The following is a 24,084-nucleotide window of genomic DNA, read 5'->3' as shown; positions in this document are numbered from 1 at the left end:
GCGAACGGGGGCCCACCGCCCGCTCGTTCCACCCTCGGTCAGGGGCGCGGGAAGCGGTCGCGCGGGGCGTCGATACAGATGTCCCGGGACGTGGGGCCGCCGAACCGGAGACGGTCGTAGGCGGTGAACGCCGGTTCCAGCGCGTCGAGTTCGTCGACCAGCGCGTGCAGCCGCTCCGACCAGCGCGCCGAACCGGTGTCCGGTTCGTCCGTCGCGGCGCTGATCGCGCTCGTCAGGTCGTCCTTGCGCCGGATGGTGGCGGGGGTGACCGAGTGCAGGCAGACGTACCGCCCGCTGAGATACGCGTCCCACTCCTCGCTCCCCGTGGCGGGGTCGTCCCAGTGCGCGGTGAACCACGCTTCGAGCCGTTCCACACCTCCGGCCTCGTCGGCGAGTGCGAACAGGTCGGCCGGGACCATCTCGGCCCCGTCGGAGCGCAGATACCCGGGAAGCGGCAGGCGTTGTTCCAGCATCAGCCGGCGGACCGCTTCGGGATCACGGCCGTGCCGTGCGCACACCTCCTCCAGGGGGACGAACTGCGAGCTGACGTAGGCGTCGTCGTCCTCGGTCATGGGGTGGACGCCGTTGACTTCGCGGAATCTCTCGGCGAGCTGTCGCTCGAGGTCTGTCTTCGGCATCGGTTTCCCCTCCGGGGGTGCTCGGCGGCACGGGTGTTCCCCGCGCGGAACCGGGCACGCTACCGGCCGGACGCTTCGGTACCCGCCGAACCGTCGCCGCAGGTCACGCCGGCCCCCGGGCCCCTCACCCCAAGCCCTCCCCACGCCCGCTCTGCGCCCGTCACCGCCCCGTCCGGGTCGACGCCCGCCCCGTCCGGCTCCTCGCGCTGAAGGGTGCGCGCGCACCCTTCAGCGCGAGGACCTGTCGGCCGTGAACAGCAGGTACTCCCACTCCATGACCCCGTCCGCCAGCTGTCCGGCGGCCAGGTCCGCGAGGGCCGTGTCGAGGGCGGCGACCTTCCCGGGGTCGTCTGCGATGGCGGCGTACACGGCGACGGTGGGGCCGTAGCAGCGCTTGAAGAACTCCCGGAACTCCTCCGGGCCGGAGAACGCCTCGACGCGCAGCGACCGGCGGCGGGCGTCGACGCCGCTCACGCGGTCGCCGAGCAGCGACCGCACATGGCTCTCGTCGCCCCACAGCGGGGGCGGCTGCGCACCGGGCGGCGGCGGGGGCGCGTACGGGCGCATCGCGGCGAACATCTGCCCGACGAACCCTTCCGGGGTCCAGTTCACGAGGGCGATCCGCCCGCCGGGCCGGCACACCCGGACCAGTTCGTCGGCCGCCTGCTGGTGGTGCGGGGCGAACATGACACCGACACAGGACAGTACGATGTCGAACTCCGCGTCTTCGAAGGGCAGTTGCTCGGCGTCGCCCTCCTGCCACGCCAGCTTGGCGTCGCGTTCGCCGGCGAGCTGCCGGCCGGCTTCCAGCAGCTCCGGGGTCAGGTCGACGGCCACGACATCGGCTCCGGTGAGGGCCGCGGGGATGGCGGCGTTCCCCGAACCGGCCGCGACGTCGAGCACGCGTGTGCCCGGCCGGACGCCGCTCTCCCGCACGAGTTCCGGACCGAGGTCCGGGATGACATCGGTGGCCACGAGGGGGTAGTCGCCCAGCGCCCACATGGCACGATGCTTGGCCTTCAGCGCCCGGTCGGCCTGCGTCGCCTCACTCGCCTCGGACATGACGGATCCCTCCGCTGCGGCACCGTATCCGTGCGTTCCGGGCGGGGGCCACCGCCCCGGACCGCTGCTCCGGAGCCACGCCGACTCCGGCGCCTCATACGACTGTCTCACGGTTCGACCCGCCGGGCAGGGTCTCGGCGGCGGTCGTACTCCGCTCGCTCACGGACCGTGCCGCCGGGCGTCGGCGGCAGGGCTCCACCGTGCCACGACGTGCCTGGTGAGGAGGGGCGCAAGCACCTGAGCCCGAACCTCGCGAGGCGCCGGAGGCACCGGTCGCCCCTGCCGCCCCGGCGCACCCTTCTGCACCAAGTGCCGCCCCAGGAGGGGCCCTTGTGACGGCCTGGAGTGGCGGCGGTCTGCCGTGGCGGCGGACGGGCCGAGTGCTGCGTGAGGTCTGGACACTCCTCTGTGAGCGTGCTGTCATACCGCTGTCACAGGATTTCCAACGTTGAAAAGACCGCCCGACCGAATCACGCGGTCCCGTCTGCGGCCGTCCTTCAGGGGCTGCGGCTCAGCAGCCCTCCCCGCGTCGCCGCCGCCCGCCGACCGCGGGCCCGGTCATGGTCTGAGCACGAGGAAGGGTTCGATGACACGACACGCCACCCGCCCCCGAGTCAGAGCCCGAGTGTGGGCGCTGCTCGCAGCCGCGGCCCTGCTCCTGCCCCCGAGCGGACTGCTTCCCACCGCCTCCGCCTCCGCCTCCACCGCCGGGGGGACGAGCAGCGCGTCCTCCCCCACCGCCGGACCGGCGGCCGTCGAGACGCACGGCCTGAAGGGCGAGTACTTCAGCATGTCCGCTCCCGGCGCCCGGGACTTCGACCGGCTCGGCGGAACGCTGCTCGACCCGCAGATCAACTTCTCCGGGCTGACCGGCACCTTCCAGGAGCTGACCGGCAGGACCGAGCACACCACCGCGCGCTGGACCGGCCGGATCGCGGCTCCGGCCACCGGCGACTACACGTTCTACGCCATCGGTGACAACGGTTTCCGGCTGTTCATCGACGGGCGGCCCGTCATCGACCACTGGGTGGGCGACTGGGACCGGGAGCAGACCGGCGCCGCCGTCCGGCTGACCGCGGGCGAGCAGCACGACTTCCGCCTCGAACTGTTCCAGGACACCGGCGGCGCCAACATGTTCCTGCGCTGGTCCACGCCGGCGCTGGCCAAGCAGATCGTGCCGATGTCGGCCTTCACCCCGCCGGACGGCTTCGAGGTCTTCCCGGTGGAGCTGTCCGTCGCCGAGAGCGGACGGCGGCTGCGCGCCCGGTTCGAGGGCGGCGTGGGCCGGCTCCAGGGGCTCACGGACCATCTGAAGGTCGAGGCGGACACCACCGCCCTGCCGGTCAGGTCGGTGAAGGCCGTGCCCGGCGACCCCTCGTCGCTCTCCATCGACCTCGCGCAACCGGTCCAGCGCAACCAGCTGGTCCGGGTCTCCTACGACGGTGAAGGCGGCCTGACGGCCGGCGGCGCGAGCGTGCCGAAACTCATCCGCTACGCCGACAACGCCTCCACCCACCGTCTCACCACCGAGTGGGGCGACCGGCTCGACGAGAAGCACCCGTTGCCGGAGTACCCGAGGCCGCAGCTGGTGCGGTCGAAGTGGCTGAACCTGAACGGCCCTTGGCAGTTCGGCGCGGCGAAGGCGGGAGAGCAGCCGGTCTTCGGCAGGAACCTCGGCGAGAAGATCGTCGTACCGTTCCCGGTCGAGTCGCAGCTGTCCGGCTTGGAGCGGCACGAGGACCACATGTTCTACCGCAGGCTGGTCGACGTCCCCCGGAGCTGGAAGGTCGGCGGCAGCGGGAAGGCCGACCGGCTCAGGCTGAACTTCGGCGCAGTCGACTACCGCGCGACCGTCTACGTCAACGGCACGATGGTCGCCGAACACACCGGCGGCTACAACGCGTTCGGCGTCGACATCACCGACGCGCTGAAGGCCGGCGGCCCGCAGGAGATCATCGTCGCCGTCACCGACACCGGCGGCGCCGACCAGCCCATGGGCAAGCAGTCCCGCAACCCGGGCGGCATCTTCTACACGCAGACGTCCGGCATCTGGCAGACGGTGTGGATGGAACCCGTCGCACCCGCCTCGATCGACGCCGTCGTCACCACGCCCGACATCGACACCGGCACACTCGCGGTGAAGGTCGAGGCGGCGCACGCCTCCCCCGGCGCCCGGGTGCGGGCCGTCGCACGCGACACCCACGGCAGGGTCGTCGGAAAGGTCACCGGCCCCGCCGGTGAGGAACTGCGGCTGCCGATCGCCGGTCGGCACCTGTGGAGCCCCGACGACCCCTACCTCTACGACCTGGACGTCACGCTCACCGACGCCGGCTCGACCGACAAGGTCGGCAGCTACTTCGGGATGCGCGAGATCGGCGTCGAGAAGGTGGGCGGCTTCCGCAAACTCGTCCTCAACGGCAAGCCGATTTTCTCCCTCGCCACGCTCGACCAGGGGTTCTGGCCCGACGGCCTGTACACCGCGCCCAGCGACGAGGCCCTCGCCTTCGACCTCGAAGCGCACAAGAAGCTCGGCTTCAACGCCGTGCGCAAGCACATCAAGGTCGAACCGCAGCGGTGGTTCTACCACGCCGACCGGCTCGGTCTGCTGGTCTGGCAGGACTTCGTCTCGGGCGACATCACCGGCGGCACGGGCCAGAAGGCGTTCGTCGACCAGGGCATGGAGAGCGTGCGCCAGCACCACAACGCGCCCTCGGTCGTCGGCTGGATCGTCTTCAACGAGGGCTGGGGCGAGTGGAGCCGCGAGGAGACCGGCCGCATCGCCGAGTCCGTCCGGGCCGCCGACCCGTCCCGTGTCGTCAACGCCCACAGCGGTGTCAACTGCTGCAACTCCAAGGGCGATTCGGGCAAGGGCGACATCATCGACCACCACGACTACAACAACACCGACCCCGCCTTCCCCGACGAGATGCGGGCCGCGATGGACGGCGAGCACGGCGGGTTCGTCCTGCGCACCCCGGGCCACATGTGGCCGGGCGCCCCGACGGTGATCTACAGCGGCGTCGACACCAAGGAGGAGCTGACCCGCAAGTACGTCGAGAACACCCGGCAGTTCTACGTCGAGCAGGCCGGCGCCGAGCTGTCGGGCTCGGTGTACACACAGATCACCGACCTGGAGAACGAGCTCAACGGCCTGTACACCTACGACCGGCGCGTGATCAAGGTCGATCCCGTCCAGGTGCGCCGGGTCAACCGCGAGGTGATCGCCGCCGGTGCCGCCGCGGGCCGTGCGGGACCGCTCAGGAACGGCGGGAGCTGGAACCTGGACGAGGGCAGCGGTACCACCGCGAAGGACCGGGGCCCGGCCGCCAGGACCCTCACCCTGCGCGAGGGTGCCTCATGGACCCCGGGCATCAGCGGAAGCGCCCTGAAGTTCGACGGCCAGAAGCAGTACGCCGAGACCGCCGGGCCCGTGCTGGACACCGGCGGCAGCTACTCGGTGTCCGCCTGGGTGCGACTCGACGCGCTCCCCGGCAACTACGCCACCGCCGTCAGCCAGGACTCGCGCGCCACCGCCAACTCCTTCTACCTCCAGTACGGACACGGCACGTTCGCCTTCAGCACGCCCGGCGAGCACCGCGCCCAGGTCGCCGTCGCCGCGGAGACGGGCCGCTGGTACCACCTGGTCGGCGTACGCGACGCCACCGGCGACCAGATCCGTCTGTACGTCGACGGGAAGCTCGCCGCGACGGCCACGGGCGGCGCCGCCCTCCCGAGCACGGGTCCGCTGACCCTGGGACGCGCCCACTGGGGCGGCGCGGACGTCGACTTCTGGAACGGCGCGGTCGACGAGGTCCACGCCGTCGACCGGGCGCTCGGCCCCGAGGAGGTGAGCGCCCTCTACACGGAGGTGAGGCGCTGAGCGGCCCACCGAGAAGGGGCGTGCCGGGCGGATCCCCGGCACGCCCCTTCCGCCCGGCTCGGCCACGCCCGTGCCCGGAGTTCCTCAGTCCAGGAAGATCCGGTCCAGGTGGTAGCGGAGCACGACCGTGGCGGACCGGGCGTCGCGCTGGCCCACCAGGACGCCGGTGCCGAGCCCGGCGGACATGGCCAGCAGGCCGACCGCTTCGGCGTGGGGGTCCGTACCGGCGCGGAGCAGTCCGGCATCCGCCGCCTGCCGCAGCAGCCCGGTGAGGGTGGACTCGGCGGCGTCCGGGTCCTTGATGAAGGGCTGGGCCGCGAGGGCCTCGTCGGTCACCGACAGCACGGCGTACGAGGTGTAGAGGTGGTGGAACAGGCGGCTCTCCTCGTCGACCGGCAGGGCCGCCGTCAGCAGCGCCTCGATCACCGCCCGCGGCCCGGGATCGTCGCCCGCGGCGCGGACCCGCGCGATCACCCGTTCCCCGAACCCGGCGGCCAGATGCCGGAGTCCGAAGAGGAGGAGCTTCTCCTTCGACTCGAAGTAGTACTGCACCAGCCGCAGGGAGACGCCCGCCTCGGCCGCCACGTCGCGCATGCCCACCGCGTGCAGGCCGACCCTCCCCGCGGCCCGGACCAGGGCCTGCGCGATCTCGGTACGCCGCTCTGCGTGATCCACGCGCCTCGGCATCGTTCGGTTCTCCGCTCCTTCGACTGCACCACCGGATTTTTATGATACAGCCGTATCACGTTCGTGGTACGTTCGTATCGCCAAGACCGACTGCCCCCGGAGGTGGCCGTGCCCGAGTCCGCGCAAGCCCGTTCCCAGCCCGACGTCGGACGCTTCGTCAGCGAGGCCTGGCGCGAGCGCTATTTCACGGCCTGCGACGCTGTCTACGCGCTCGGCGCGCCCGCGTCCCGGGAGGAGGACGTGGAGACCTCCTACGGGACCACGCACGTCTACCGCTACGACCCGCTGGACCCGGCCGCCCGCGAACGCACCCCGCTCGTCCTCGTCCACGGAGCCGGCTCCTGCTCCGCCATGTGGTACCCGAACACACGGGCCCTCAGCGCCGAACGGCCCGTCTACGCCGTCGACACCCCGGGCGACCCGGGCCGCAGCGTGCAGCGCGCGCCCCTCCACGAGCCCGAGCACGCCGCGCGGTGGCTGGACGAGACGCTCGCGGGCCTCGGGCTCGACCGGGTGCACCTGCTCGGCTCGTCGTACGGCGGCTGGCTCGTCCTGAACCAGGCGCACCGCGCGCCGGACCGCCTCGCCTCGGTCACGCTGCTCGATCCCGGGGGCCTGGAGAAGGTGGGACTGCGCTTCTTCGTGTGGATCTTCGTCAGCCTGTTCGCGACCTTCGCCCCCCGGTCGCTGCGGCCACGGCTCGCGTCCTGGCTGGCACAGCCCGTCCTCGTCGTGCCGGAGCTGCGCGCCATGATCCGGACCGGCGTCCGCGCCCACCGCATCCGCCGGCCGGCGCCGCAGCCGCTCACCGAAGCCGAACTGGGCACCGTCCGCACGCCGTTGTACCTGGTTCTGGGCGAGCGCAGCCTCCTGGTCCATCCTCGCCGGCAGGTCGAGCGCGTACCCCGGCTGATCCCCGGCGCGCGGGCCGAGATCGTCGCGCGGACCGGCCACGGCCCGCAGATCGACCACGCGGAGCAGATCAACCGGAAGGTGCTCGACTTCATGGACGCCGCCGATCTCGGCCTGCCGACGGCACGCTGAGACCGTCCGGCAGGTCACGGGCGGTACCGGAACGCCGCTCCCGGATCCCCGCTACTCGTCCGCGGATTCGCCGCCCGCCGGGGCGAGTTCGATGCCGCGCAGCCTGCGGAGCCAGCCGGCGAACAGCCGGAGCGCGATCGCGCACCCGCCGCACCACCCCCAGCCCTCGGTGACCAGGGCGTGCAGTCCGTCCTCGTGCTGGATGTAGAGGATCTGCGCGCCGACGACCGACGCGATGCACCCGCGTGTGCGGGACTCCGCCGAGAGCAGCCAGTCCACGGGCATCCACAGGGGAGCGGCGAGGTCCCTCAGGCGCATGCGGAGCGCCGCCAGGAGGAAGCCGACGGCGTAGCGCAGCCTGCGGCGCGACGAGAGGACGACGCCGTTGCCGGGGTCGCCCGCCAGGATCGCGGCCCACTCCTCCCGCAGATGCGCCCTGCGTTCCCCGGCGACGAAGGAGGCGAGGTCCAGGGTGCGCAGACCCGCCCTGCGGACAGGGGCCTCACCGGTGGGGGCCCCGGGTTCCCCGGGGGTCGTCCGGCGGGAGGACCGCAGGGCCCTGACCAGGAGGCCTGCGGCGGAGGCCAGGATCATGGCCGCCGTGATCGCGCCGAAGACGTAACCGGCATCGAGGAGAGGCTGGGTGAAGGCGGACCGGGAGTCGATCATCTTCAACGGGTAGCCGACGACCAGGAAGATCGCGGTCGCCGTGCCGGCCAGCACCGGCCCCAGCACGGCGGCGACGGCGAACGCGCCGGCGTCCGCGTGTTCGTCAGGACGTTCGGAGCTCACGCCGTGCTCCCTTCGTCCGCTGCCCGCAGTCCGAAGAGGCGGGGTTTGCGCTCCCGGGCCTCGCGGGCCGCGCACCGGCCGGTGGCGGTGAGTTCGTAGTAGTACCGCTTCGGCCGCCCGGGGTGTTCACCCGTCTCCTCGTACCGGGTGGCCCAGCCCGCGTCGACCAGTCGCTCGAGGATGGGGTAGACGGTTCCGGATCCGAGGTCGGCTTCCTCGCAGATCTTCAGGCCCCACGCGGGATCGTCGGCAGTGGACGCCAGCAGGACCTTGATCACCTCAAGTGTCGTCCTGGTGAGTCGAATTGATGCCATGTCACAAGTGAAGCAGCGCACGGACCATGTGTCGAGTACGACAATCGCGTCGCCCTGACCCGCGGGCACCACGGCTCTGACGCCCGCGTGCCGGCCGGGCGTTCGCCGAAGCCGTGGGGCACGTCCGTCACGTCCTCTCGGGCACGCCCGGGCCCACCGGCTCGGTGCCGCGGCGGGTCAGGGGCAGGAGCAGGGCCGCGAGCAGCGCGGTCAGCAGGCCGAGCAGTCCGACGGCGGCCGCCATGGAGCCGAGGGCGTTCCTGGCCGCCAGCAGGACGAGCGGGCAGAGGAACTCGCCGAGGAAGAACGCGGCGGTCCACAGGCCGGTCCCACGGCCCCGGTCCGCGAAGTCGAGCCGGGCCAGCGCCGACGTCAGCAGGGTCGGCAGCAGGATCCCGGTCCCCACGCAGTTCAGGACCGCTCCCGCCGCGAGCAGCACGACGTGGTCGGTGGAGGCCATCAGCAGGAACCCGGCGGCGCACAGCACGAAGGTGGCGGGCAGGCGTCGGCGCGGGCCGGGCCTCAGCCGTGCGAAGAGCACCGATCCGGCGACGGTGGCCGCGCTGGCCAGGGCGGTGACCGCGCCGACCGCGGCCGTCGACGTGACGTCCAGATCGTCCAGGAGGTAGGCCATCTCCACGGGCACGGTGTAGAAGACGACCGCGCCGAAGACGGTCAGCGCGCAGACGCCCGCCAATTGCCGTACGGGGAACGGCCGGGGGTCGTCCGGCGCCTGTTCACGGGGCACCGCGCGGGGCACCGGAAGGGTGCGGGCCATGGCCGGAGCGAGCAGCAGGCCGACCGCGTACAGCCAGAAGGGGGCCCGCCAGCCGGCCGATCCCAGGGCTCCGCCGAGGACGAGGAAGAGGGTGGCGGAGGCCGACGCGCACATGGTCTGGAGTGCGAGAAGGCGTTCGCGGACCCGGCCGGTGTAATAGTCGCCGATCAACGTCGTGCAGCAGGTCATGACGGCCGCCTCGGCGACCCCGACCAGGACGCGGCTGATCACGATGGCGTGGAGGGTGGTCAGCCACAGCGGCGCGGTGCCGAACAGGGCGTACAGCGCCGTGGCGGCGACCAGCAGCCGCTTGCGACCGAGGCGGTCGACGAGGACCCCGGCGAACGGGGCGAGCAGCGCGAGGGACAGGGCGGGCACGGCCAGGACCAGGGGGACCAGGGCCGCGCTGTGGGCGGTGCCGGCGAAGTGGTCCTGCATCCGGGGCAGAACGGGGGCGATCAGGACGGCGCCGAGGACCGGCAGACAGCTGCCCGCCATCAGCAGCGCCGCGGGCAGCCGGCCGGTGACGGACGCCTGTCCTTCGGGGCCGTAGGCGGGCGGGGCGGAAGAAGCGGGCATGGCGACACTCCTGGCGCGGCGGGATGCGGGCACCGCATCGCGAGTCCGGCCTGCGCAGGGGCGGCCGTCGTGGCGCGGCTCGGCGGTGTGCCACGACTATGCGGTGCGCGGGTCGGCCTGCCCAGTCCCCGCGTGATCCGATGTGCCGATGGCGGTGATCAGGTGGGTGGATGGTGCGGGGACCGCCGGAGGCGGGCTCCCGTCCCGGGCCCGGGCGTGGTGCGGGCCGACCGCGGCGGTCAAGGCGCCCGGAGCAGTTTCGCTCCCACGCGGGCGGCCGTCTCCCGCAGCCAGATGTGGGCGGCGTCGTGGGTGTGGACCGGATGCCACCACAGCGCTTCGCGCAGCGGGACGGCCTCGTAGGGCGGGTCCATCACGCGCACGGCGGCGACGGGCGCCAGCATCCGCGCCAGGCGTGCCTGGATCAGGGCGATCCGGCGGGTGCCGGCCACCAGCAGGGGCAGCAGGTGGAAGCTGTCCACGGACACCTCGACCTGCGGTTCGATGCCGAGCATGCCGAGTTGGCGCACCGCGGGCGCGTCGTAGGTGCGCTGGTAGGTCACCCAGGGCAGGCGGGCCACGTCGCGCCGGGTGAGCCGGTCGCCGACGCTCGGGTGGTCGTCGGCGACGAGGAACACCCAGCGGTCGTCGTGGAGATCGGTGGCGGGGAAGCCGCTGATGACGCCGTGCGGCATGAACAGGCCGTCCGTGGCGCTCAGCAGGGGGGCGGTGTCCTCGACGACGGTCGCCGGGGTCTGGGTGAAGCGCAGCCGGATGCCGGGGGCCTCCGCGTGCACCACGCGGGCCAGCTCCACGCCGAAGACCGCGACGGCGTAGTCGGAGGCGACGAGCCTGAACTCACGGCTCTCCGTGGCGGGTTCGAAGTCCGCCTGACTGGCGAAGAGGCGTTCGAGGACGTCGTAGGCGGTGGCGGTCCGGTCGAGGAGTACCTGGCCGAGGGCGGTGAGTTCGTAGTGGCCGCCGACGCGGGAGAGCAGGTCGTCGTCGAAGTGCCGTCGCAGGCGGGCGAGTGCTGCGCTCATGGCCGGCTGGCTCAGCCCGATGCGCCGGCCGGCCCTGGTGACGTTGCGCTCCTCCAGCAGGACGCGCAGGGCGACGACGAGGTTCAAATCCAGGCGGGCGAGGTTCACGGTCTTCCCTTTGCGGTGCGGCGGCACAGAAAGCATAAGCGCGCATCCATCAGCTTGATGGATGAAAGGCATCCAAAGAATCGATTTCCAGGATCACGGGTGCGCGGTCCAGATTAGTCACACCGCCATCAGGAGGACATGTCCGTGAAACCTGAACCCGCGTCCGCCCTCTTCGCCGGACCGTTCGCCCTCGCCACTCTCTCCGCCCCGCCCGGGGACGCTTTTCCGGCCCTCGTCACACCCGACGGCCGGGCCCTCGATCTCCGCGCCGCCCTCGGTGACGACCGGCTGACCGTGCTGGGTGTGCTGGACGACTGGGAGGCCTTCCTGCCGCGACTGCGTGCGCTGGCGGCCGACCCGGACGCGGCCCGCACACCGCTCGCCGGACTGCGCCGGCACGCTCCCGTCACGCCCCGGCAGGTGTTCCAGTCGGGCGCCAACTACCGGCAGCACGTCATCGACCTGCACGTCGCCCACCGCGCCGCGGACGACGACCGCTCCGACGACGTCCGCCGCGCGGAAGCGGCACGGATCATGGACCGGCGGGCGGCCGAGGACCAGCCCTACGTCTTCATCGGCCTGCCGAGCTCGATCACCGGCCCCGACGACGACGTCGTCCTGCCCTCCTGGGCCGAACAGCCCGACTGGGAACTGGAACTGGCGGCCGTCATCGGCCGGCCCGCCCACCGGGTGTCCGTCCACGAAGCCCTGGCGCACGTCGCCGGGTACACCATCGCCAACGACCTCACCGACCGCGCCACGGTCTTCCGCCGGGACATGAAGGCCATCGGCACGGACTGGCTGCGCAGCAAGAACGCGCCCGGCTTCACCCCCCTCGGCCCCTGGATCGTGCCGGCCTCGTCGATCGCCGACCCGGGCGCCCTGCGGGTCACCCTGAAGCTGAACGGCGAGACCATGCAGGACGAGTCCACGGAGGACATGCTCTTCGGCGTCGCCCGCCTGGTCTCGTACGTCTCCCACACGGCGCGGCTGCTGCCGGGCGATCTGGTCCTGACCGGAAGCCCCGCGGGCAACGGCATGCACTGGGGCCGGCTGCTGCGCGGGGGCGACGTCATGGACGGCTCGATCACCGGGCTCGGCGCCCAGCGCACCCGCTGCGTCGCGGAGGCGAAATGAGTCTCGACCGCGCCGACCCCGCGGGCGCCATAGCCCGCGCCTCGACGGCATGCTCCAACTGGGGACGCTGGGGCGACGACGACCGTCTGGGCACCCTGAACTTCCTCGACGAGGCCAAACGCCGGGAGGGCGCCGCGCTCGTCCGGCGGGGCGTCAGCTTCTCGCTCTCGCAGTCCTTCGACATGAACGGCCCCCAGAAGGGCTGGCGGCGCCGCACCAATCCCGTGCACACCATGCTGGACACCGGTACCGACGCCGCCCTCGGCAACCAGGGCTTCCCGCACGGGATCGGGGGCGCCGACGACGTGATCGCGATGCCCCTCCAGTGCTCCACCCAGTGGGACGGCCTCGGCCACATCTTCGACCACGGCAGGGCGTGGAACGGGCGCCGTGCCGACGAGGTCGTCACCTCCGAGGGCGACCTCGTCACCGGCATCGAGCACATGGCGCCGTTCGTCGCCGGACGGGGCGTCCTCCTCGATGTCGGGCGGGTGCTGGGCACCGCGGGAGAGCTCCCCGACGGCTTCGCCGTCACCGAGGAGCACCTCGTCGCGACCGCCGAGGCCCACGGCGTGGCGGTGGGGCGCGGCGACCTCGTCCTCGTCCGCACCGGGCAGCTCACCCGGGCCCGGCGGGAGGGCTGGGGCGACTACGCGGGCGGTCCCGCGCCCGGCCTGTCGTTCACCACGGCCGGCTGGCTGCACCGCACCGAGATCGCCGCGATCGCCACCGACACCTGGGGCTTCGAGGTCCGGCCCAACGAGTTCGAGCACGCCTTCCAGCCCCTGCACCAGGTCGCCATCCCCCACATCGGACTGCTCATCGGCGAGATGTGGGACCCCGACGCGCTCGCGGCCGACTGCGCGGCCGACGGCGTGTACGCGTTCTGGCTCACCGCCGCCCCGCTGCCCATCACCGGGGCCGTCGGATCGCCCGTCAATCCGATCGCCGTCAAGTAGCGGTCCGTCACGAGGAACAGAGGAACGAAGGAGTTCCCCATGAGCAGCTCATCCCGCACCGTCCTGGTGATCGGCGGCGGCGCGGCCGGCAGCGCCGCGACGATCCTGCTGCGCCGCGCAGGAATCGACGTGGACCTCGTCGAGGCCAGGCACGACTGGAACGCCACAGCCGGCTCCGGCATCACGCTCCAGGGCAACGCCCTGCGCGTCCTGCGCGAACTCGGGGTCTGGGAACAGGTGCGCGCATCCGGCCACGGTTTCGACTCCGTGGGCATCACCGCCCCCGACGGCACCGTCCTGCACGTCGCCCACGACGTCCGGACCGGCGGCGACGACCTCCCCGCCACCGTCGGGATGCAACGCCCGGTGCTGCAACGGATCCTCGTCGACGCCGTGCGCGCCGGCGGCGCCCGGGTCCGCCTCGGCACCCGGCCGTCGTCCTTCGACCAGGACGGCGACGGAGTCGACGTCCGCTTCACCGACGGCACCGAAGGCCGCTACGACCTGGTGATCGCGGCCGACGGCGTCGGCTCCGCCACCCGCGCCGCCCTCGGCATCGCCGCCCGCCCCGAGCCGACGGGCATGGCCATCTGGCGGGTCGCGGCGCCCCGCCCCGACGGCCTCACCCGCACCGACCTCGCCTACGGCGGCCCCGCGTACATCGCCGGTTACTGCCCGACCGGCGAGAACACCATCTACGCGTACGTCGTCGAAGCCAACCGGGACCGGGCCTCCATCCCCGCCGCCGACTTCGCCGACGAGATGCGCAGGCTGACCTGCGCCTACGGCGGCTTCTGGCCGGAGATCACCTCCCACATCACCGACCCGGCCGCGGTCAACTACACGTGGTTCGACCGGATGCTGGTCGAGGGCTCCTGGCACCGCGGCCGGGTCGTCCTGGCCGGTGACGCCGCACACTGCTGCCCGCCCACCCTCGCCCAGGGCGCCGCGCTGTCGCTGGAGGACTCCTGGGTGCTCGCCGGGCTGCTGGCCGGCGCCGACGTGTGGGACGACGCACTCCTCCAGGCGTACTACGAACGACGGATCGCCCGGGTACGGCCCGTAGTGGAGGCGTCGGTGCAGATCGGCCGCTGGCAGCTGGAGGGCGCCCGCGACGCGGACGTACCCGGCCTGATGGGCCGCGTCATGACCGGGCTGCGGGAGCTGCCGTGACCGCCGCCCCCACCGTCGACGTCCACGCCCATGTCCTGCTGCCCGAGGTGGAGGCGCTGGTCGCGGGCCGGCCCGGCCTGACGGCGGCAAGGGCGCTGGACGCCCGCCGCAACGGCGCCGCGGCCCTCGCGGTCAGCGGGCGGATGGTCCGCGACCGCGCACCGAGGATGACGGACGTCCCCGCCCGGATCGCCGCGATGGACGCCCAGGGCGTCGACGTCCAGCTGGTGAGCCCCTCCCCGTCGCACTACCACTCCTGGGCGCCCCGGGACACCGCGGAGAAGGTGTACCGGCTGGCCAACGAGGCCACGGCGGCGCACTGCGCGGGCGCACCGCACCGGCTGCGAGGACTCGGCCTGGCGCCGCTCCAGCATCCGGACCTCGCCGTCACCGCCCTCGACCACGCGCTCGGGCAGGGCCTGCTGGGCGTCGAGATCTCCAGCCATGCTCCCGGCCGGGAACTCTCCGACCCGGCCTACGAGCCCTTCTGGTCGCGCGCCGAGGACAGCGGCGCCCTCGTCTTCCTGCACCCCTTCGGCTGCACCCTGGACGAGCGCCTGGACCGCTGGTACCTGTCCAACACCGTGGGCCAGCCCACGGAGAACGCGGTCGCGCTCTCGCATCTGATCTTCTCCGGCGTGCTCGACCGCCACCCGGAACTGAGGATCCTCGCCGCGCACGGCGGCGGCTATCTGCCCACCCACATCGGACGCTCCGACCACGCCTGGTCCGTCCGCCCCGACGCGGGCGCCGACTGCGCCCACCCGCCCAGCAGCTACCTGCGACGTCTGTGGTTCGACTCCCTCGTCCACGACCCGCACGTGCTGCGCGAACTGGTCCGCGTCGCCGGCGCCGACCGCGTGCTGCTCGGCTCCGACTTCCCCTTCGACATGGGCAGCGACGACCCGCTCGGCACGCTGCGCTCCGCCGGCCTCGCCGACGCCGACTTCCACGCCGTGCGCGGCGCCAACGCCACCGCCCTGCTCGACCTCGCCTGAGGAGACATCCACCATGAGCGACCGCCTGCTCACCCACCTGCGGCACGTCGACCTCGCCGTGCCCGACTACGACAAGCAACTCGACTTCTACGCCGGGGTCTGGGGGCTGACCCGGGTCGCCGAGGACTCCGGGATCTCCTTCCTGGCCGCCGAGGGCTCGCCCGAGCAGTACGTGGTCCGGCTGCGCAAGGCCGACGAGAAGCGTCTGGACCTCGTCTCCTACGGAGCCGCCTCCCGCGCCGACGTCGACACCCTCGCCGAACGACTCCTCGCCGGGGGCGTGCAGCTGATCTCCCGGCCGGACGAGGTCGCGACGCCCGGGGGCGGTTACGCCTTCCGGTTCTTCGACGTCGACGGACGCACCGTCGAGGTCTCCGCCGACGTCGCGGTGCGCCGCCACCGCAAGATCGAGGCGAAGGAGGCCATCCCCGTCAAGCTGTCGCACGTCGTGCTCAACTCACCGGACCTGGACCGCACACGGGCCTGGTACGAGCGGCACCTCGGGTTCCGGCTCTCCGACACCCTGAGCTCCCCGCACCTGGGCGAGGTCATGCACTTCATGCGGATCAGCAACCAGCACCACTCCATGGCCATCGCGAAGGGCCCGCACACCTCCCTGCACCACGTGTCCTTCGAGATGCGCGGCATCGACGAGTACATGCGCGGCTCCGGACGCGTCCTGCGGGCCGGCTTCAAGAAGGTCTGGGGCCCCGGCCGGCACATGGCGGGCGACAACACCTTCACCTACTTCCTGGACCCGCACGGCAACACCGTCGAGTACACGACCGAGTTGGAGTGCCTCGACGAGGACACCTGGCACCCGCACGTCTACGACTTTTCCCGGCCCGAGGTCACCGACCAGTGGGGCACCGCCAATGCCATGAACGAACTCGTCGCCAAGGAGTCCTTCAACGACGTGGACCGCGGCGTGTTCGTCGCCCCGCCGGTCTGATCCCCGCCCGCCGGGGGCGCGTCCGGCCGTGCCGGGACCGCACGGCGCCCCGCGCCCCCGGCCCGCCCCTCCAGGAGTTCCCGTGCGATTCGCCACCTACGAACACCAGCACCGCACCCGTGTCGCGGTCGTCGACGACGACGTGCTGCGTCCGGTACCCGAAGCCTCCTCGCTCACCGGGCTCATCGCCTCGGCGGGGAGCCTGGCCGCCCTGCTCGACCTCGGCGCCGCCGCGCTCGACGGTCCTCCCGGGCCACGCGTCGGCGAGGTGCGGCTGCTGCCGCCCGTGGAGCCGGTCTCCCTCAGGGACTTCGTCACCTTCGAGGAGCACGTGGCCGGCGTGCGCCGTTCCGTCGACGGCGCCGCGGGAGTGCCGCCGCAATGGTACGCCGCCCCCACCTTCTACTTCGGCAATCCGGCCGCCGTCATCGGCGCCCATGACGACGTCCCCGTCCCGCCGGGCTCCCGGGTGCTCGACTTCGAACTGGAAGTGGCCGCGGTCATCGGCCGCGAGGGCGGCGACCTCACCCCGGAACAGGCCCGTGACCACATCGTCGGCTACACGGTCCTCAACGACTGGTCGGCCCGCGACCTCCAGTCCGCGGAGATGACGGTGGGTCTCGGCCCCTGCAAGGGCAAGGACACCGCGACGACGCTCGGCCCCTTTCTCGTCACGGCGGACGAACTGGAGCCCTACCGCGACGAAGAGGGCTTCCTGCGGCTGGAGTTGACGGCCGAGGTCAACCAGGAGGTCGTCGGCAGGGACCTGCTGTCCCACATGGCCTGGACCTTCGAGGAGATGACCGCCTACGCCTCCCGCGGGACCCGGGTACGCCCGGGCGACGTGCTCGGTTCGGGCACCTGCGGCAACGGCGGCTGTCTGGCGGAGCTGTGGGGTGTGCGCGGCGAACGCACCCCGCCGGCCCTGCGCCCGGGCGACACCGTCACCCTCACCGTCGAGGGCATCGGCTCCGTGTCCAACACCGTGGTCCCGGGCGCACAGCCCGTCCCCCTCCCCACGGGACGGCGCCGCTCACCGGAGCGGCCGCGATGAACGGCCCGCCGCCCGGGAGACTCCGGGGCAAGGTCGTCGTGGTCACCGGTGCGGCCCGTGGCCAGGGGGCCGCCGAAGCGGAGGCGCTCAGACGGCACGGCGCTCGTGTCGTCGCCGTCGACCTCGAACCCGGCGAGCACTGCGGGCGTCTGGACGTCACCGACGAACGGGAGTGGTCCGCCCTCGCCGCCGAACTCCGCGGGACGTACGGGCACATCCACGGCCTGGTCAACAACGCGGGGGTCACCTGGCGGGCCCGCCTCGCCGACGTCGGCCCGCGGGACATGGCGCGCGTGCACGCCGTCAACGTCACCGGTCCGCTGCTCGGCATCCAGCATCTCGCGCCGCTCATGCCCCCGGGCGCCTCGATCGTCAACGTCGGCTCCTCGGCGGCGCTGACGGCCCACTACCCCGTCGCCTACACCACCAGCAAATGGGCCCTGCGGGGCCTGTCGCGCGTAGCCGCCCTGGAACTCGGCCCGCGCGGCATCCGCGTCAACACGGTGCATCCCGGCTACATCGAGACCGGGATGACGGCCTCCGCGGCCCCCGCGTTCCGCGCGGCCAATGTCCGGGAGACCCCGCTGGGCCGCACCGGGACCGTCGACGACGTCACCCCGCTGATCGTCTTCCTCCTCTCGGACGAGTCGTCGTTCCTCACCGGGGCCGACATCCCCGTCGACGGCGGCCTGACGGCCCACGGAGGCGCGAAGTCCGTCTCCGACGCCTTGCAGGAACCCCCGGCATGAGACCGGCCGGGGCCCGCTCCGGACCACTTCGGTGCCCGGGGCCGGAGCGTCCCCGCGGGGGTCGGTTCGTCGTCAGGGCGCCCAGGGAGCCTCCACGGACCATGTCGTGTCCTCGGTGAAGAGTGCCGGGTTGTCCCAGGTGTGGGTACCGCCCGGGGTGGCCAGCCACAGTTCGGCGTTGTAGTGGCGCAGGTACTGTTCGGGGAAGTCGTACGCGGACAGCCGCACGGCGCCGTTCGCGCCCCGGACGGGGCAGAAGGTGGCGTCGGCCCGGAACAGGTCGGTGCTGCCCGACTCCTTGTAGACGCGGTAGTCGCGGTGCCTGAGGTACTGACCGGGATAATTGCGCGACTCGAGGCTGTAGCAGGTGCCGTTCGCCAGCCCGGGGACGATCTTCCAGGTGGCGTCGTTCCTCAGCAGCGCGTCGCTGCCGGAAGTGACGACGTCGGTGAAGGCCGCGCCGTCCCGGTGGCGCAGGTACCGGTCGGTGTAACCGGGGGTCGTCACCCGCAGGGACCGGTACTGGCCGGCCGGGAGGGTGACCGGCGCGGCCGGGGCCCGGGAGGCGTCGATCAGCGCGCGGTTGGCGGCCCGCACCCGGGCCTCGTCGACCTTGACCACCTGACGGTCGTAGGTGAGCAGGCCGTTGACCTCGTTCTCGACGTCCGTGATCTCGGTGTAGACCGACGCCGACAGGCCGCGCGGCATCCGCACCTCGCGGATCGCGTCCAGCAGGCCCACGAACCGGTTGTCCAGGTGCGCGGGGTCGGGCTGGTCCTCGTAGCTGAATCCGCCGCCGGGATACCACTCGTGTCCGGCGACCCTGGATCCGAGTCCGCCGAACTCGCCGAGCACGGCGGCCCGCACGGCGCCGGGCACGGTGGTGCCGGGGCCCACGTAGACGTGGTGGTCGACGACGTCACCGTTGCCGCCGTCGACCGAACCGCAGCAGTTGACGCCGCTCATGTTGTTCACGAGACGTGTCGGGTCGTACGCCTTGACCTCGTCGGCGATCCGGGCCTGGTCGTACTGGCCCCAGCCCTCGTTCTGGTCGACCCACATCACCAGCGACGGCGAGCTGCGGTGCTGGTCGATGATGCGGTCGTACTCGGCCTCCCACTGGGAGCGGGCCGCCGTGTCGGGGGTGCGCAGATCCATGGCCGGCATGTCCTGCCAGACCAGCAGTCCGAGCCGGTCGGCCCAGTAGAACCAGCGCTGCGGTTCGACCTTGATGTGCTTGCGGACCATGTTGAAGCCCAGGTCCTTGTGCTTCTGGAGGTCGTACCTCAGGGCGGCGTCGGTGGGCGCGGTGTAGATGCCGTCCGGCCAGTAGCCCTGGTCGAGAGTGCCGGTCTGGAAGACGAACTTCCCGTTCAGGAGCGGGCGTTGCATCCCGCCGACACTGCCCAGGCCGATGGTGCGCATGCCGGTGTAGCTGCCCACCGAGTCGACGGTCGTCGTACCGGAGAGCAGGTCGGCCCGGACGTCGTAGAGGAACGGGTCGTCGGGGTTCCACAGGTGGGGGTTCGGGACGGGCACGGTGAACTCGGTGCCGACGGCTCCGGTGGCCGTGCCCACGGCGGTTCCGCCGGTGGAGACCGTGACGCGGGCCCGGTGGCCGTCGGTCCCGGTGCCGCGGACGGTCACCTTGAGGCGGCCGCCCGCCGGATCCGGGACCAGGTCGAGGCGGCTGACGTACGCCGCCGAGGTCGGCTCCAGCCACACGGTCTGCCAGATGCCGGACGCGGCGGTGTAGAAGATGCCGCCGCCCGGGTGCGGGGCGACGTCACGGATGCGCTGTTTGCCGATGGCCTGGCCGCCGGTCTCGGTGGGGTCCCAGACCGAGACCACCAGGGTGTTGGTGCCGCCGTTCAGCAGGCCGGTGATGTCGTAGGAGAAGGCGTCGTAGCCGCCGCTGTGGACGGCGCCGGCCTGCTGTCCGTTGACCTGGACGGTGGTGCGCCAGTCACTGGCGCCGAAGTGGAGCTGGACGCGGCGGCCGTTCCAGCCGACGGGGACGGTGAAGGTGCGCTTGTACCAGAGCCGGTCGTTCTGGGTGATCTTGCGCTGGATCCCGGAGAGGGCGGACTCGGCTGCGAACGGGACCCGGATCTGTTCGGGGAACGAGGCGGGCCGGGCGGCGTCCGCCGGGGTGACCGCGAAGTCCCAGATGCCGTTGAGGTTGGCCCAGTCCGGGCGGGTCAGCTGGGGGCGGGGGTACTCGGGGAGCGGGGTGTCGGTGGGGACCTGGTTCGTCCACGGGGTGGTCATCGGCGCCGGCTCGGGTGTCCAGGCCCGGGCGGCGGCGGTCGCGGTACCGGTGGCCGTGAGGGCCGCGGCGCCGGCCAGGACGAGGACGGTGAGCGCGGTGGTGGCCCGTCGCGCTCGCCGTCTCAGCCGGGCGAACGGCCCTCGGTCTGCGGGTGTTCGACGCATCGTGCCTCCTTGACTCGCGGGGTGGGGAGACGTGCGCGTGCGGGGGCGGCCGGGGGGAGCTCCGGCCGCCCGGGTCCGGACGGTGCGGCGGGCCCGGACGGGCTCCGCCGCCGTCCGGGGCCGGTGCGGGGCCCCGTCACATGAGGTGCCGGCGGCGGCCCAGCCAGGTCTGGGCGACGACGACCACCGCCAGGAAGGCGCCGCTGACGACCTGCTGGTAGGAGGAGTCGAGCGAGCCGATCTGGTTGATGACGTTCTGGATCACCTTGAGCAGCAGGACGCCGACCAGTGAGCCGCTGACGTGGCCGAGCCCGCCGGTCAGCAGGGTGCCGCCGATGACCACGGCGGAGATGGCCTCCAGTTCCATGCCGTTGCCGAGGATGGTCACGCCCGAGGCGAGCCAGGCGGCGTTCAGGGCCCCCGCGAGTCCGGCGAGCAGTCCCGACAGGACGTAGACGAGGATCTTGGTGCGGGCCACCGGGGCGCCCATCAGGGCAGCGGCGTCCTCGTTGCCGCCGACCGCGTAGACGTGCTGTCCGAAGCGGGTACGGCGCAGGACGACGGCCCCGGCGACGAACAGCGCCAGGGTGATCCACACGGGGTTGGCGAGGCCGAGGGTGCTGCCCTGCCCGAGTTCGGCGAGGAAGGAGTCCTTGCCGACGAGGTAGGTGTCGGCGCCCTCGTCGGTGAGCGCCAGCATCAGTCCGCGCGCCCCGAGCATGGCGGCGAGGGTGACGATGAAGGGCGCGAGGCGGGAGCGGGCGATCAGCAGACCGTTGACGAGGCCGATCAGTGCGCAGACCGAGAGCGGCAGCAGCAGGGCGACGAGGGTGCCGTGCCGTGAGCCCCAGGCCGCCAGGACGCCGCCGAGGGCGAACAGCGAGCCGACGGACAGGTCGATCCCGCCCGTGACGATGACGAAGGTCATGCCGAGGGCGACGATGGCCAGGAAGGCCGAACCGGTCGCCATGTTGCCGATGTTGTCGCCGGTGGCGAAGGAGTCGAAGGAGAACGACGCCACCAGCGACACGAGCAGGAGGACGGCGAGCGCGCCGTGCTGCTGGACGAGGGCGCTCAGCCGGTCGGAGCGGGCGGAGCCCACCGGGCGGGTCTCCTCGGGCGGTCCGGTCGTGGCGTGGGTCACGGGTGCGTCCGGGTTCGTGGTGGTCAACGCTTCCCCCGTCCCCGCGCCGCGTAGACCGCGGCGACGATCACGATGGCCTGGGCGATCTGGGTCCAGGAGGGCGGCAGGTCGTGCTTGATGAGGGTGGCGGTGAGGAGCTGGATGAGGACGGCTCCGCCCACGGTGCCGCCGATGCTCACCCGGCCGCCGGTCAGCGGGGTGCCGCCGACGACGACCGCGGTGATGGCGGACAGTTCCATCAGGTTGCCCAGCGAGGTGGGGTCGCCGGCCTGGAGGCGGGCGGTGGCCAGCACCCCCGCGACGGCCGCGAGGAGTGCGCAGACGACGTACACGACGATCAGTACGCGGCGCACCGGCAGACCGGCGAGCTGGGCCGCGGGGCGGCTGTCGCCGATGGCGAGGAGCCGGCGTCCGAAGGTGGTGCGGCGGACCACGAAGGCCACCAGCAGCGCCAGGCCCGTCGCGATGAGGATGAGGTACGGGACGCCGAGGACGTCGCCGGAGCCCAGGGAGGCCAGCGCGGGGTTGCGCAGGTCCTTGAGCTGCGGCAGCAGCACCAGGGCGAGTCCGCGGCCGCCGACCATGAGGGCCAGGGTGGCGACGATCGGCTGCACGCCGACGAACGCGACGAGCACGCCGTTGGCCAGTCCGACCACGGCGGCGAACAGCGCGACCACCAGCAGGGCGGGCAGCAGGCCGTAGCCGAGGTAGAGGGCGGTCACGGAGGCCGCCAGCGCCATGACGGCGCCCACGGACAGGTCCACGCCCTCGGTGCCGATGACCAGGGCCATGCCCAGGGCGACGATGATGACGGGGGCGACCTGGACGGCCTGGGTGCGGAAGTTCTCCACGGTCAGGAAGTGCGGGGTGATGACGGCGTTGACGACGAGCAGCACCGCCACGCCCGCGTAGACGCCGTAGGTCTGTAGCCAGGAGAGGAGGCGGGCCTTGTCCAGGGCGGCGGGGCCCAGGGTGACGTCAGTCATCGGCGGTCGCCTCCCCGCCCTTGCCCGGCGCGGGCCGGTGCCCGGCGATGGTGCGCATGAGTGTGTCCTCCGTGACGTCGTCGCCGGTCAGCTCGCCGACGACGGCGCCGTCCTTGAGCACGACCACGCGGTCGGACCCTTCGACGAGTTCCTCCAGGTCGGAGGAGATCAGCAGGACGCCCAGACCGTCGGCGGCCAGTTCGTCGACGAGTTTCTGCACCTCGGCCTTGGCGCCGACGTCGATGCCCCGGGTGGGTTCGTCGAGCAGCAGCACCTTGGGGTTCATCGCGAGCCACCGGGCCAGCAGCACCTTCTGCTGGTTCCCGCCGGAGAGTTCGCCCACCTTCTGGTGCGGCGACGAGGCCTTGATGCGCAGCCGCTCGATGAACGTGGCGACGACGCCGTCGACGCGGGCCTCGGAGACCAGCCCGAAGCGGGACAGGCGCGGCAGCACGGCCAGGGCGATGTTCTCGCGTACCGACAGGCCGGGGACGATGCCCTCGCTCTTGCGGTCCTCGGGCAGCAGGCTGACGCCGGCCCGGATGGCCGCCGGGGTCGAGCCGGTCCGCAACGGCAGTCCGGCGACCGTGACACCGCCCGAGCGGGTCGGCAACGCGCCCGCCATGGCCTTCGCGGTCTCGGTGCGTCCCGAGCCGAGCAGACCGCCGAGGCCCACGACCTCGCCGGGGCGGATGCTCAGCGACACGCCGTGCAGCTTGTGCGGGACGGTCAGGTCCGTGGCGGCGAGCACCGGTTCGGCGGCGGCCGCGCCGTGGTCCCCGGTGAACTTGGTGAGTCCCTCCTCGCGGACCTCGCCCAGGTCCCTGCCGAGCATCGTGGACACCAGGGAGAGCCGGTCGAGGCCGGCGAGCCGGCCCCGGTGGACCCGCCGGCCGTCGCGCAGCACGGTGACGGTGGTGCACACGGCGTACAGCTCGTCCAGGCGGTGGCTGACGTAGACGACCGCGATACCGGCGTCCCGCAGACCGCGGATCACCGAGAACAGGGTCTCGACCTCGCGCGGTTCGAGGGAGGAGGTCGGCTCGTCCATGACGACGACCCTCGCCTCGGTGGCGACGGCGCGGGCCAGGGCGACCATCTGCTGCGCGCCGACCCCCAGGGTGCGCAGCGGCCTGCGCACGTCCACCCGCACGCCGTAGGTGCTCAGCGTCCGCTCGGCCTCGCGGTTCATGCGGCCCACGTCCAGGACGCCGAACCGGTTGCGCGGTTCGCGGCCGAGGAACAGGTTGCGGGCCACGCTGAGCAGCGGGATCAGGTTGACCTCTTGGTAGATGGTCGAGATCCCTGCCTTCTGTGCCTCAAGCGGCGTGGCGAAGGCGACCGGGCGGCCCTGGAACACGATCTCGCCGGCATCGGGCCGGTACACGCCGGTGAGCAGTTTGATGAGGGTCGACTTGCCGGCGCCGTTCTCGCCGATCAGGGCGTGGACCTCACCGGCGTGCAGGGTCAGGTCCACGTCGTCCAGGGCACGGACGCCGGGGAAGGTCTTGCTCAGTCCGCGGACGGCGAGCACTTCGGCGGGAGGTGCCACCTGTGCCTCCAGGGTGCGG

At 72.5% G+C, this 24,084-nt stretch carries 20 protein-coding genes; 9 read left to right on the top strand and 11 right to left on the bottom strand.

Annotated elements, in window-relative coordinates:
* Positions 1 to 38: 38 nt before the first annotated feature.
* Both Saso_RS11205 and Saso_RS11200 read right to left on the bottom strand, forming a co-directional pair.
* Entirely contained in the window at positions 39 to 638 is a 600-nt protein-coding gene (locus Saso_RS11205) for a DUF6058 family natural product biosynthesis protein (RefSeq protein ID WP_189919057.1), read from the bottom strand.
* 228 nt (positions 639 to 866) lie between these two features.
* Positions 867 to 1,700 carry a class I SAM-dependent methyltransferase gene (locus Saso_RS11200; protein WP_189919056.1) on the bottom strand — a complete coding sequence of 278 codons (834 nt, stop codon included), beginning with the start codon at positions 1,698 to 1,700 and terminating at the stop codon, positions 867 to 869.
* 586 nt (positions 1,701 to 2,286) lie between these two features.
* Here Saso_RS11200 and Saso_RS11195 point away from each other — a divergent pair.
* Positions 2,287 to 5,580, top strand: a complete 3,294-nt coding sequence (locus tag Saso_RS11195) for a LamG-like jellyroll fold domain-containing protein (RefSeq protein ID WP_189919055.1) — start codon at positions 2,287 to 2,289, stop codon at positions 5,578 to 5,580.
* A gap of 84 nt (positions 5,581 to 5,664) precedes the next feature.
* On the opposite strand, the gene Saso_RS11190 is transcribed toward Saso_RS11195, so the two are convergent.
* Entirely contained in the window at positions 5,665 to 6,267 is a 603-nt protein-coding gene (locus Saso_RS11190; protein ID WP_189919054.1) for a TetR/AcrR family transcriptional regulator, read from the bottom strand.
* Between the two features lie 108 nt (positions 6,268 to 6,375).
* Here Saso_RS11190 and Saso_RS11185 point away from each other — a divergent pair, with 108 nt between their 5' ends.
* Entirely contained in the window at positions 6,376 to 7,311 is a 936-nt protein-coding gene (locus tag Saso_RS11185; protein ID WP_189919053.1) for an alpha/beta fold hydrolase, read from the top strand.
* A gap of 51 nt (positions 7,312 to 7,362) precedes the next feature.
* On the opposite strand, the gene Saso_RS38920 is transcribed toward Saso_RS11185, so the two are convergent.
* From Saso_RS38920 to Saso_RS11165, 4 genes are all read right to left on the bottom strand, one after another.
* Entirely contained in the window at positions 7,363 to 8,103 is a 741-nt protein-coding gene (locus Saso_RS38920; RefSeq protein ID WP_189919051.1) for a hypothetical protein, read from the bottom strand.
* A complete protein-coding gene (locus tag Saso_RS11175; protein WP_189919049.1) occupies positions 8,100 to 8,417 on the bottom strand; it encodes a PadR family transcriptional regulator in 318 nt (105 codons plus the stop codon). The genes Saso_RS38920 and Saso_RS11175 overlap by 4 nt, the downstream gene beginning before the upstream one ends.
* Before the next feature lie 127 nt (positions 8,418 to 8,544).
* Positions 8,545 to 9,774: an MFS transporter gene (locus Saso_RS11170; protein WP_189919047.1), complete on the bottom strand. Its 1,230-nt coding sequence runs from the start codon at positions 9,772 to 9,774 to the stop codon at positions 8,545 to 8,547.
* A 239-nt stretch (positions 9,775 to 10,013) separates the two neighbouring features.
* Positions 10,014 to 10,925, bottom strand: coding sequence for a LysR family transcriptional regulator (locus tag Saso_RS11165; protein ID WP_189919046.1), 912 nt, complete (start codon positions 10,923 to 10,925; stop codon positions 10,014 to 10,016).
* A 138-nt stretch (positions 10,926 to 11,063) separates the two neighbouring features.
* Here Saso_RS11165 and Saso_RS11160 point away from each other — a divergent pair, with 138 nt between their 5' ends.
* The 7 genes from Saso_RS11160 to Saso_RS11130 all read left to right on the top strand — a co-directional run bounded on the left by Saso_RS11160 (position 11,064) and on the right by Saso_RS11130 (position 17,947).
* Complete coding sequence (locus Saso_RS11160; protein WP_189919044.1) at positions 11,064 to 12,062, top strand: fumarylacetoacetate hydrolase family protein; 999 nt, start codon at positions 11,064 to 11,066, stop codon at positions 12,060 to 12,062.
* A complete protein-coding gene (locus Saso_RS11155; RefSeq protein WP_189919042.1) occupies positions 12,059 to 13,021 on the top strand; it encodes a cyclase family protein in 963 nt (320 codons plus the stop codon). The genes Saso_RS11160 and Saso_RS11155 overlap by 4 nt, the downstream gene beginning before the upstream one ends.
* Before the next feature lie 39 nt (positions 13,022 to 13,060).
* Entirely contained in the window at positions 13,061 to 14,194 is a 1,134-nt protein-coding gene (locus tag Saso_RS11150) for an FAD-dependent oxidoreductase (RefSeq protein ID WP_189919040.1), read from the top strand.
* On the top strand, positions 14,191 to 15,192 hold the full coding sequence (locus tag Saso_RS11145; RefSeq protein ID WP_189919038.1) for an amidohydrolase family protein: 1,002 nt from the start codon (positions 14,191 to 14,193) through the stop codon (positions 15,190 to 15,192). The genes Saso_RS11150 and Saso_RS11145 overlap by 4 nt, the downstream gene beginning before the upstream one ends.
* Before the next feature lie 13 nt (positions 15,193 to 15,205).
* Complete coding sequence (locus Saso_RS11140) at positions 15,206 to 16,144, top strand: VOC family protein (RefSeq protein ID WP_189919036.1); 939 nt, start codon at positions 15,206 to 15,208, stop codon at positions 16,142 to 16,144.
* A gap of 82 nt (positions 16,145 to 16,226) precedes the next feature.
* A complete protein-coding gene (locus tag Saso_RS11135; protein WP_189919034.1) occupies positions 16,227 to 17,198 on the top strand; it encodes a fumarylacetoacetate hydrolase family protein in 972 nt (323 codons plus the stop codon).
* A complete protein-coding gene (locus Saso_RS11130; RefSeq protein WP_189919033.1) occupies positions 17,195 to 17,947 on the top strand; it encodes an SDR family NAD(P)-dependent oxidoreductase in 753 nt (250 codons plus the stop codon). The genes Saso_RS11135 and Saso_RS11130 overlap by 4 nt, the downstream gene beginning before the upstream one ends.
* 72 nt (positions 17,948 to 18,019) lie before the next feature.
* Here the strand turns inward: Saso_RS11130 and Saso_RS11125 are convergent, their stop codons facing one another.
* The 4 genes from Saso_RS11125 to Saso_RS11110 all read right to left on the bottom strand — a co-directional run bounded on the left by Saso_RS11125 (position 18,020) and on the right by Saso_RS11110 (position 24,065).
* Positions 18,020 to 20,383 carry an AbfB domain-containing protein gene (locus Saso_RS11125; RefSeq protein ID WP_189919032.1) on the bottom strand — a complete coding sequence of 788 codons (2,364 nt, stop codon included), beginning with the start codon at positions 20,381 to 20,383 and terminating at the stop codon, positions 18,020 to 18,022.
* A 136-nt stretch (positions 20,384 to 20,519) separates the two neighbouring features.
* Positions 20,520 to 21,527 carry an ABC transporter permease gene (locus tag Saso_RS11120; RefSeq protein ID WP_229901154.1) on the bottom strand — a complete coding sequence of 336 codons (1,008 nt, stop codon included), beginning with the start codon at positions 21,525 to 21,527 and terminating at the stop codon, positions 20,520 to 20,522.
* A gap of 23 nt (positions 21,528 to 21,550) precedes the next feature.
* Positions 21,551 to 22,513, bottom strand: a complete 963-nt coding sequence (locus tag Saso_RS11115; RefSeq protein WP_189919030.1) for an ABC transporter permease — start codon at positions 22,511 to 22,513, stop codon at positions 21,551 to 21,553.
* The gene (locus Saso_RS11110; protein ID WP_189919029.1) at positions 22,506 to 24,065 is read right to left on the bottom strand and encodes a sugar ABC transporter ATP-binding protein; all 1,560 of its coding nucleotides are present in this window, start codon (positions 24,063 to 24,065) and stop codon (positions 22,506 to 22,508) included. Before Saso_RS11110 ends, Saso_RS11115 begins: the two co-directional genes overlap by 8 nt.
* Positions 24,066 to 24,084 lie beyond the last annotated feature (19 nt).

It is taken from the genome of Streptomyces asoensis, from assembly GCF_016860545.1.
In the GTDB taxonomy this organism is placed as follows: Bacteria; Actinomycetota; Actinomycetes; order Streptomycetales; family Streptomycetaceae; genus Streptomyces; species Streptomyces asoensis.
This window is presented reverse-complemented; position numbering and strand designations above follow the sequence as displayed.

Excerpts from the sequence above, each read along its gene's own strand:
- Saso_RS11205 (WP_189919057.1), bottom strand. The coding sequence starts at position 638 with ATGCCGAAGACAGACCTCGAGCGACAGCTCGCCGAGAGATTCCGCGAA.
- Saso_RS11190 (WP_189919054.1), bottom strand. The coding sequence starts at position 6,267 with ATGCCGAGGCGCGTGGATCACGCAGAGCGGCGTACCGAGATCGCGCAG.
- Saso_RS11175 (WP_189919049.1), bottom strand. The coding sequence starts at position 8,417 with ATGGCATCAATTCGACTCACCAGGACGACACTTGAGGTGATCAAGGTC.
- Saso_RS11125 (WP_189919032.1), bottom strand. The coding sequence starts at position 20,383 with ATGCGTCGAACACCCGCAGACCGAGGGCCGTTCGCCCGGCTGAGACGG.
- Saso_RS11195 (WP_189919055.1), top strand. The coding sequence starts at position 2,287 with ATGACACGACACGCCACCCGCCCCCGAGTCAGAGCCCGAGTGTGGGCG.
- Saso_RS11160 (WP_189919044.1), top strand. The coding sequence starts at position 11,064 with ATGTCCGTGAAACCTGAACCCGCGTCCGCCCTCTTCGCCGGACCGTTC.
- Saso_RS11140 (WP_189919036.1), top strand. The coding sequence starts at position 15,206 with ATGAGCGACCGCCTGCTCACCCACCTGCGGCACGTCGACCTCGCCGTG.
- Saso_RS11130 (WP_189919033.1), top strand. The coding sequence starts at position 17,195 with ATGAACGGCCCGCCGCCCGGGAGACTCCGGGGCAAGGTCGTCGTGGTC.
- Saso_RS11155 (WP_189919042.1), top strand. The coding sequence starts at position 12,059 with ATGAGTCTCGACCGCGCCGACCCCGCGGGCGCCATAGCCCGCGCCTCG.
- Saso_RS11170 (WP_189919047.1), bottom strand. The coding sequence starts at position 9,774 with ATGCCCGCTTCTTCCGCCCCGCCCGCCTACGGCCCCGAAGGACAGGCG.
- Saso_RS11115 (WP_189919030.1), bottom strand. The coding sequence starts at position 22,513 with ATGACTGACGTCACCCTGGGCCCCGCCGCCCTGGACAAGGCCCGCCTC.
- Saso_RS11200 (WP_189919056.1), bottom strand. The coding sequence starts at position 1,700 with ATGTCCGAGGCGAGTGAGGCGACGCAGGCCGACCGGGCGCTGAAGGCC.
- Saso_RS11150 (WP_189919040.1), top strand. The coding sequence starts at position 13,061 with ATGAGCAGCTCATCCCGCACCGTCCTGGTGATCGGCGGCGGCGCGGCC.